Genomic DNA, 6541 nt, shown 5'->3' on the forward strand with positions numbered 1-6541 from the left:
CGAGCGCCGTGCCGACCAGGTCGTCGCACGTGTGGTCGAGGGCGGGTACGAGGTGGGTGAGCCGGAAATCGACGGGTCGGGTCAAGGAGGGGCCTCTCACGTCGAGGGGGTGCCGTGGCCCTCATGATGCACGGCCCCTGTGACCAACTGATACCGAGGCCCATCCCACAACCGGGGCGACCCCGATGTCCTCGCAGGTCGCGGCGGCGGGTGACCGGTAACGGCCATCCGCGCCCACCGGGTGCGTCCGGTGTCGCTCAACGATGCGTGAGTGCGGTCGGGCACGCCCCGGTGCGCGATCCGTCACCGTCCCCCTGGTGCGTACTCACACGGAAACCCCCTCTGGCCTGCGGTAGTGTGGGCCCTCGTTGTCGCGTGGCCGCCGTGGACCCGGGGAGTTCCCCGTCCTTCCCGGAACCGCCCCGGCGACCCGGCGGGCCGCTGTCGACGTCCCGTCCCGCTCCACCGCGTGCCGGCTCCGCTCGGCGGCCGTCGCCACGACCCCGTCGCCGCCGGACACCGTACGGGCACGCCGGGCGGAGCCTTGCCGATACCGGCCCAGGCGCGCCGGTGCTTCCATTCGAGGGGCTTCCTCTACTCCATGTTCTCCACGCTGCGTTCACGCGCGTTCGCGCGAGGCAGACGTTCCGACCGCTGGGTCACCGGCGTGACCGGCGCCTTCCTGGCCGCGTTCGTCCTCGCGTCCCTACTCTCACCCCGAACGGTCGGGGCCGTGGTGGACACGGCCTTCACCTGGTCGGCGCGCTGGTTCGGCGCCTACTGGCAGCTCCTGATGCTGGCCACCTTCGTCGTCGTCACCGTCCTGGCCTTCTCCCGCTACGGCAGGGTCCGCATGGGCGGCGCCGACGCCCCCGAGTTCGGCCGGTTCACCTGGGTGGCGATGATCGCGACCACCCTGCTGGCCGCGGGAGGGGTGTTCTGGGCCGCGGCCGAACCCATCGCCCACTACGCCTCCGCGCCGCCGCGGTACGCCGACGCGGCGGGCGGAACCGAGAGAGCGGCCGTCGCGATGGCGCAGAGCTTCGTGCACTGGGGTTTCGTCGCCTGGGCCGCCGGCGGTTCGCTGGCCACCCTGGTCATGATGCGCGGTGTGGAGAAGGGCATGCCGCTGCGTCCGCGCACCCTGTTGTGGCCGCTGATGGGGGAGCGGGTGCGCACGCACTGGATCGGCGCGGTCGTCGACATCAGCTGCGTGCTCGCCGTGGTCGCCGGGACCGTGGGGCCGATCGGCTTCCTCGGACTGCAGATCTCCTACATCACCGGCGCGCTGTTCGGCCTGCCCGACACCTACGCCGTCCAGGCGCTGATCATCCTCGGTCTGACCGTCGTGGCCGCGATCTCCGTGCTGAGCGGCATCCACCGGGGTATCCAGCTGCTGAGCAGGGCCAACGTCTGGCTGGCCCTGGTGCTCATCGCCGCCGTCGTCAGTATGGCGTCGCTGCCCTTCGTCGTGGACCTCTACCTCCAGGCGAGCACCGTGCACGCGCGGGAGTTCCTGGCCATGAGCCTGTACCGGGGCGACGAGGTGTGGCTCGGGTACTGGACCCTGTTCTTCTTCGGCTGGTTCCTGGGCTTCGGCCCCATGATGGCGATCTTCTTCGCCCGCATCTCCCGGGGCCGCACCGTACGCGACATCTACGTCGGCGCGACGGTCCTGCCCACGGTGGTCACCACGGTCTGGTTCACCGCTCTGGGCGGTACCGGTATCTGGCTGGAGCAGCGGGACCCGGGGGCGGTCACCGGCCCCTACGCCGAGGACGGCCTGCCCGCGGCGGCGCTGTCCATCCTGGAGGCGCTGCCGATGACCGCGCTTCTGGGCGTGCTGACGGTTCTCGTGGCCCTGATCTTCCTGGCGTCCACGCTCGACTCGATGTCCTACGCCATCGCGGCCTCCAGCATGCGCGAGGGCGAGCCCTCGGGTCTGGTCCGCGCGGTCTGGTGTGTGGGGATGGGACTGGCGGCCGTCGCGCTGCTCCTGGTGGGGGACGGCGGCATCCAGGCGTTGCAGTCCTTCATCGTGGTGACCGCGGTCCCCGTGGGCCTGATCATGCTGCCGACGCTGTGGACCACGCCCCCGCTGCTGCGCGCCATGGCCGTCGAACAGGGCATCGTCGGGCCGTCCCGGTCCCCGTCCCCGCACGCGGAGCCGGAGGGTTCCCGGACCCCGGAGGCGGGGACACCGGTGGGCTGACCCGGGCGGGACCGCCGCCACGTGCCGGGGACGCGCTCACGCGTACACGTCCCACAGGTGGCGGTAGGCGTCCAACGCGCCCTGGTCGTTGTCCAGCCAGAAGTTGCCCCCCACGTCGGAGTGGAAGTAGCACAGCCAGGCCAGGCCGTGCTCGGTGAGCGGTCCGAGCTCGGCGAACGACCGCATCCACGCGGCCTTGCGCTCGGGGGAGACGTTCCCGCGGTCCTGGTCCACCCCGAACTCGCCGATACCGAAGGCCAGGCCGTTGGCGTTCGCGTAGTCCAGCGCGGCCCGCACGTGTTCGACGGCTGACAGCTCCGGCGTTCCCTCCATGTCGACGTAGCTGTCCACGGCGAGGAAATCGGACAGCTCCGGGATGACGTACTCCAACTCGTTGCGGTTCCGCACGCCCCAGTTCGTCAGGCAGGGCCCGATCCCGGCGAACCCGCCGACCTCGGAGCAGGCCCGGTGGGTGGTGCGGTAGAGGGCGTGGTACTCCTCGGGCGGCATGTTGTCCCGGGGCTCGTGGTGGGGGACGACCCACACGTTCGACCGGTCCGGGACCGAGGCGAACAGGTCCACCAGGGTGTCGGTCGGCGTCGTCGGCAGGGGTTTGAACGACCACACCTGTACGCGCACGCCGTGGTCGTGGCGCAGGTACGACTCCGAGAACGAGGCGGGCACGCCCGGGTCGTACACGCGTCGTGCCTGGAGGGGGCGCTCCGCCGCGGCCTCGGCCCGCGCGATGGCCTCGGGCCAGGACGCGGTGCCGTCCCTCCACCCCACCGCCATTCCGACCGCCGTCGTCGCCGGTGACGCGGCCTCCAGGGTGGACACGCGGCCCTCCAGAGCGCGGACCCGGGTTTCGAGGGCCTTGATCCTGTCCAGGGCCGCTTCGCCCAGGACGGTGACCAGTTCACTCATGCTCACTTCTCCAGCGTGGGTGCGTTCGTCCGCGTGTCCCGTGCGGGGAGGAACACCGGACGTTCGTTTTCGGTGAGAACGCGGGGGTCGGGGCGCCGCCCACGGAACGGACTGTCTGATGACCGTGCGAGAAACCGGCCATCCCACCTGGGCGGACTCATGTGAACAGCGTATGAATTTCGCGCGCGCGATTCCATTCCTGGCCACCAGGTTGTTCATGGTCGCACTATTGATGTTTATGTCATACCGTTTCGTGTTTTCGGAAATTCGGAGTGGAATCGACGCCCGTGTTTCGGGAACCGCCTCCGTCGTGACCCGGGGAACGTGTCTCCCGCGGGGCGCGGGTTCTCCTGTACGATCGCCTTGGGCGTATGACCAATTCGCGTGCGCGCGGGCGTGACGAGAGGACCCCATGTTCTTCACCTACCGGCGGTTCGCTGAGCGGAGGAGGGCGGAGCTGCACGCCCGGGGACACCGGGTGGCCACACGCGCCGGCACGGTCGAGTACGCCGAGACCGGACCCGCCGGCGGCCCACCCGTGCTGTACTTCCACGGCGGGCCGGGCGGCCACGAGCAGCTCCACGTGCTCGATCCCCTCGCCCGGCGGGGCTACCGGATCATCGGCTGGTCCCGGCCGGGCTACCTGCGCACGCCGCTCACGACGGGCCGGACGTTCGCCGAGCAGGCCGACGCCGCCGCGGCCCTGCTCGACGAACTCGGTGTGCGCTCCGCGGCGGCGTACGCGATCAGCGGCGGAGGCCCGTCAGCGATCGAGTTCGCGCGCCGCCACCCGGCACGGACCGACTCGCTCGTGCTCGAATCGGCCATCAGCGGACGCTACGACCCCGTCATCTCCCCGACGGCCGGGCGGATCTACCTCAGCCCGTACGGCACCTGGCTGATCACCCGCCTGGCCGAGCGGTGGCCGCGCGCCGCCGTGGCCGACCTCGTGCGCCAGGAGTCGTCCCTGGACGCCCGGACGCGGCGCGGTGTGGTCGAGTGGATCATGGCCGACCACAGGCGGTCGGCGCTGGCCCACGACCTCCTCGCCGGCCTCACGCCCTACGAGGACCGCGCCGCCGGACTGGACAACGACCTCCTGCGGTGGGCCGAGCTCGACGACACCCTGACCGCCGGGGTCACCTGCCCGACCCTGGTCCTGCACGGCTCGCACGACGGCGACGTCGACCCCGCCCACGCCCGCCACGCCGCCGCCACCATCCCCGGCGCCGACCTTCACGTCGTCCCCGGGGGCTGGCACATCCTGCCGCTCTCGCCAGGCGGCGGCTCCGCCCGCGAGGCGCTGCGTGACTTCCTCGCCGCCCGGAACGGCGGCCCTTCCTGACGGCCTTCCATCGCCCGGCTGCCACCCTGCGGAAAACGGGGCCCCGCCCGTCACACCAACCTCTTCAGCACCCGGGGGAGCTCCCGCGTGTGCGCGACCGTCAGCCGCTTCGTGGCGCGGGTGAGCGCCACGTACAGGTCGTTGGCCCCGCACGGCTGTTCCATGAGGACGTCCGGCTCCACGACCACCACCGCGTCGAACTCCAGCCCCTTGGCCTCCGTCGCGGTCAGCACCACCACCCGCCGGCCGTCGCCCCCGCGTCCGGCCCGCCCGGCCTCCGGCAGCGCCGCCGCGACCCCGTCCACGTCCCGGTCACCCGCGACGACCGCGACCCGTCCCTCGCCGATCGCCCCGATCTCCTCCGCGACCAGAGCGGGCAGCCCCACCGCCCAGGGCTCCCCGAGCCGCACGGCGCGCGGCGGGTCGCCCTCCTCCCGGACCGACTCCGGAGGCTCCTCCTCCGGCGCCGCCTCCCGCAGCACGTCCGCGGCCACCGCCATGATCGGTGCCGGGGTCCGGTAGTTCACCCGCAGCCGCTCCACGTGCACCTTCTCCCGCGCGTAGGGCTCCAGCGCACTGAGCCACGACCGGGTCCCCATCGTGTTCCCCGTCTGGGCGAGGTCCCCCACGACGGTCAACGACCGCGTCGGCACCCGCCGCATCACCGCGCGCCAGGCCATGGGCGACAGCTCCTGCGCCTCGTCCACGATCACGTGCCCGTAGGTCCACTCCCGGTCCGCCCCCGCGCGGTCGGCGGTGGTCAGGCCGGGGCCGGAGCCGCGGTGGCGCTCCGCCAACGTGGCCTCCTCGATGAGCTTGGACCCGTCCCACACTCTGACCTCGGACAACCCGGTGGCCTCCAGTACCCCCCGGGCGTAGCGCTCCTCCTCGGCCCGCTCGGCCGCCTCGCGCCGCGCCCGGGCCCGGTCGGCGCTGTCGTCCCTGCCGAGGAGGTCGGCGGCCTCGTCCAGGAGCGGTACGTCCTCCACGGTCCACGCCGACCCCCGGGCGCGGACCAGGACGGCGCGCTCGTCGGGGCCCAGCCCCGCCCGTTCCCCCACGCGTTCCAGCGCCTCGGGGTCCGCGAACAGCTCCTCCAGCAGCAGCCGCGGCGTCAGCGGCGGNNNNGGGTCCTCGTGCCAGAGCCGCTGACCGTGGAAGGGCAGGTCCTCCTCGTCGGCCGGCCGTGACAGCAGCGCGGCCTCGGCCCGCGCGAGTTCGGTGAGCAGCGCGTTCACCACGTACTTCCGGACCACGTTGTGCGCCCGGCGCGAGCCCCGCGCGGCGGACAGGACGCGCTCGCACTCGGGGCCGGGCACGACCAGGACGCCCGCGTCGGTCTCCACCCGCAGGTCGGACGATCCAAGCGCCCGCGTCGGTGTGCGCTGGCGGTCGCGTACGGCGGCCCGCACCAGGTCGACCATCCGCGTGGAGCCCTTGACGCGCGCGCTCGCGTGCGGGTCGTGCCCGTGCGCCTCGACACCGGGGAGCAGGGTGCCGACCGTGCGCATCACCACGTCCGTCTCCCCGAGCGAGGGCAGCACGTCGCCGATGTAGCGCAGGAACGCCGGGTTGGGGCCGAGGACGAGCACTCCGCGCCGCTCCAGAACACGCCGGTGCGTATAGAGCAGGTAGGCGGCCCGGTGCAGGGCGGCGACGGTCTTGCCGGTGCCCGGCCCGCCCTGGACCACGAGGACCCCGGACAGCCCGGCCCGGATCACCCGGTCCTGCTCGGACTGGATGGTGGCCACGATGTCGCTCATCCGCCCGGTCCGGCCCCGGTGCAGCGAGGCGAGCAGGGCCGCCTCTCCGACCAGTCGGCGCCGGTCGGTCTCGGTGAGGCCGTCGGGGTCGAAGACCTCGTCGTCCAGGCCCACGACACGGCGGCGGCGCACCCGCAGGTGACGGCGGCGGGCGAGTCCGGCCGGCGCACCGGGGGTGGCGGCGTAGAAGGGGCGGGCGGCGGGGGCGCGCCAGTCGACGAGGATGGTCTCGTGATCGGCGTCGCGCAGCCCGATCCGGCCGACGTACAGCGTCTCGCCCCCGCCGTCCTCGGTGCG

General features: G+C 72.9%; 4 protein-coding genes. 2 read left to right on the forward strand and 2 right to left on the reverse strand.

Translation table 11 applies throughout. The features are described from left to right. Window positions 1–601: 601 nt before the first annotated feature. The gene (locus D471_RS0103650) at window positions 602–2212 is read left to right on the forward strand and encodes a BCCT family transporter (RefSeq protein ID WP_017597370.1); all 1611 of its coding nucleotides are present in this window, start codon (window positions 602–604) and stop codon (window positions 2210–2212) included. A 36-nt stretch (window positions 2213–2248) separates the two neighbouring features. Here the strand turns inward: D471_RS0103650 and D471_RS0103655 are convergent, their stop codons facing one another. Next, window positions 2249–3136 (reverse strand): hypothetical protein, encoded by an 888-nt coding sequence (locus D471_RS0103655; RefSeq protein WP_017597371.1) that lies wholly within the window; start codon window positions 3134–3136, stop codon window positions 2249–2251. 412 nt (window positions 3137–3548) lie between these two features. Between D471_RS0103655 and D471_RS32885 the strand changes: the two genes are divergently transcribed. Beyond that, complete coding sequence (locus D471_RS32885) at window positions 3549–4481, forward strand: alpha/beta fold hydrolase (protein ID WP_017597372.1); 933 nt, start codon at window positions 3549–3551, stop codon at window positions 4479–4481. Between the two features lie 50 nt (window positions 4482–4531). On the opposite strand, the gene D471_RS0103665 is transcribed toward D471_RS32885, so the two are convergent. Continuing rightward, window positions 4532–6541 (reverse strand): HelD family protein (locus D471_RS0103665; RefSeq protein WP_017597373.1); only part of this gene is annotated, 2010 nt, incomplete at its 5' end.

Source organism: Nocardiopsis lucentensis DSM 44048 (genome assembly GCF_000341125.1).
GTDB classification, from domain to species: domain Bacteria; phylum Actinomycetota; class Actinomycetes; order Streptosporangiales; family Streptosporangiaceae; genus Nocardiopsis; species Nocardiopsis lucentensis.